Source organism: Mesorhizobium sp. M4A.F.Ca.ET.050.02.1.1 (genome assembly GCF_003997725.1).
Taxonomy (GTDB): Bacteria; Pseudomonadota; Alphaproteobacteria; order Rhizobiales; family Rhizobiaceae; genus Mesorhizobium.
Window position 1 is genome coordinate 1 of record NZ_RZSG01000878.1, and the last position, 2,337, is coordinate 2,337.

The 2,337-nt window shown below is 64.3% G+C and carries 2 protein-coding genes; both read right to left on the reverse strand.

All coding sequences use genetic code 11. The features are described 5' to 3' along the window. Positions 1-941: ABC transporter substrate-binding protein (locus EOA33_RS32560; protein WP_245482503.1), on the reverse strand; the 941-nt coding region annotated here is incomplete at its 3' end. 129 nt (positions 942-1,070) lie between these two features. Next, a partial coding sequence (locus EOA33_RS32565; protein ID WP_127407489.1) for an acetylornithine deacetylase/succinyl-diaminopimelate desuccinylase family protein occupies positions 1,071-2,337 on the reverse strand: 1,267 nt, incomplete at its 5' end.

Sequence of the window (2,337 nt, forward strand, 5' to 3'; positions counted from 1 at the left end):
TCTTTGTGGGCGGGCGACATGTGCGAGCCGATCGGCTGGCCGAGCCCCGCCGAGGCGCCATCGATGATCGCCTTGCGGTCGAGCGCGTAGGAGATCGCCTGCCTGACCTCGACCTTGTCGAAGGGCGGCTTCTTGTTGTTGATCGACAGGATGGTCTCGCCCTCGGTCGAGCCGATCACGACATGGAAGCGCGGATCGTCCTTGACCTGGGCGACGCTGTCGGGATCGAAGAAAGGGAAGGCCTGGATGTCGCCGGAAAGCAGGGCCGGAACGGCGGCGGCGGCATCGGGGACGATGCGGAACTCGGCCTTGTCGAGCGAGACCGGCGCGCCCCAGTAAGCGTCCGATTTCACCAGCGTGATCGACGAGCCCTTGACCCAGTCCTGGAATTTGAACGGGCCGGTGCCGATCGGCTTCTCCTTGTTGGTGTCGGCCGATTTCGGCGACACGATCACCGCGTCGCCCCAGCCCATATTGTAGAGGAAGGAGCCTTGCGGGTTCTTCAGCGTCACCTTGACGGTCGCCGGATCGACGACGTCGACCTTGTCGATCGCCGCGAACAGGCCCTTCTGCGCGTTGACCGAATTGTCGGCGCGGGCGCGGTCGAGCGAGAACTTCACATCGTCGGCGCTGAAGTCGGCACCGTCATGGAATTTGACTCCGGTATGCAGCTTGAACGTGTAGACCTTGCCGTCGTCAGAAATGCTCCAGCTTTCTGCGAGATCGGGCAGCACCTCGCCGTTCGGGCCGATGCGGGTCAGGCCTTCGAACACATTGGCGTAGAGCACTTCGTCGATCGCCGCGGCAGCACCCGCGGTCGGGTCAAGGTGCGGGGGTTCGAGCGGAATGCCGATGACGAGATCGGTACGCGCGGCAAAGGCCGAGGTGGCGGTGGCGAGTGCCAGGGCGGCGGCGGCGAGAACGGTCTTCCACAATTTCATCGGGCAACTCCCATCTGCTCAAACCGGGTGGATAGAAGCGTGATTTCGAGGTCGAGTAAATTGCGTTTCGTGCTGTCGGGCGACGCCAGGCGGAATGTTTTTCCAGAAATAGTCTGCCTGCCCTCGGGATCAGTCCGCGACAGTGCCCCTCAACAGCACGTTGAGGCCGATCGCCATCACCTTGGCCGATTCCACCATGTCGGCGATGCCGACCCATTCGTCGGGCCGGTGGGCGAGGTCGAGGATGCCGGGGCCATAGGCGATGCAGTCATAGATGTGGCCGATGCGGGCGACGTGCTTCTGGTCGTAGGTGCCCGGCGAAATCACATAGTCGGGCTCGCGGTCGAAGATCGCCATGATGCCTTGTGCCACGGCTTTCACCACAGGTGCGTCGCGCTCGGTCATCAGCGGCAGCACTTCCATCAGATCGCGGATCTCGTAGTCGAACTTCGTCCGCTCGCGCTTCAGCCGCTCCAGGATATCCGTCACCTCGCTCTTCACCGTGGCAAGGTCCTCCTCGAGCAGGAAGCGCCGATCGATGGTCAGCCGGCAGGAATCGGGCACGTTGGGCGAGGGCAGGCCGGGGCGGAAATCCTCGGTCTGGCCGCCATGGATGGAGTTGATGTTCATGGTCGAGCGCCTGGCGCCTTCGGGTACGACGGGCATGCGCGTCACCTTGCGGTCCAGCGCCGGGAACAATTCGTCCTCGAAGGCCTGCAGCACGGCGCCCATGTGGCGCACCGCATTGTCGCCGAGGAACGGCATCGAGCCATGCGCGATCTCGCCCTTGGTCTCGATCTCGGCCCACCAGACGCCGCGATGGCCAAGGCAGATGCGGTCCTTGTTCAGCGGTTCCGGAATGATGACGTGGTCGACTTTCGGCTTGGAAAAATAGCCGAGCCTGGCCAGATGGGCGACGCCGCCGAAACCGCCGGATTCCTCGTCGACCGTGGCCGAAATCTCGATGGCACCGGGGAAGTCCGGAAACACCTCCATGAAGGCCTCGGCGGCGATGATCGAGGCGGCCAGCCCGCCCTTCATGTCGCAGGCGCCGCGGCCGTAGACCTTGCCGTCCTTCACGATGCCGGCGAACGGATCGACGGTCCAGCCTACGCCAGCCTCGACGACGTCGATATGCGAGTTGAAATGCACGCATGCGCCGGGCGATCTGCCGTCGAAGCGGGCAACGACGTTGACGCGCGGGTAGCGGTCGGTGTCGCCGGGCGTGCCTTCGGCGCGGACGAACTCTGTTTCGAAGCCGCGCTTCTTCAGGCGCTCGCCGACATATTCGGCGCAGGGGCGATAGGCCTCGCCCGGCGGATTGACGGTCGGGAAACGGATCAGGTCCGCGGTCAGCGCAACGAGGTCTTCGATCCGCGCATCGACGGCCTTAAGG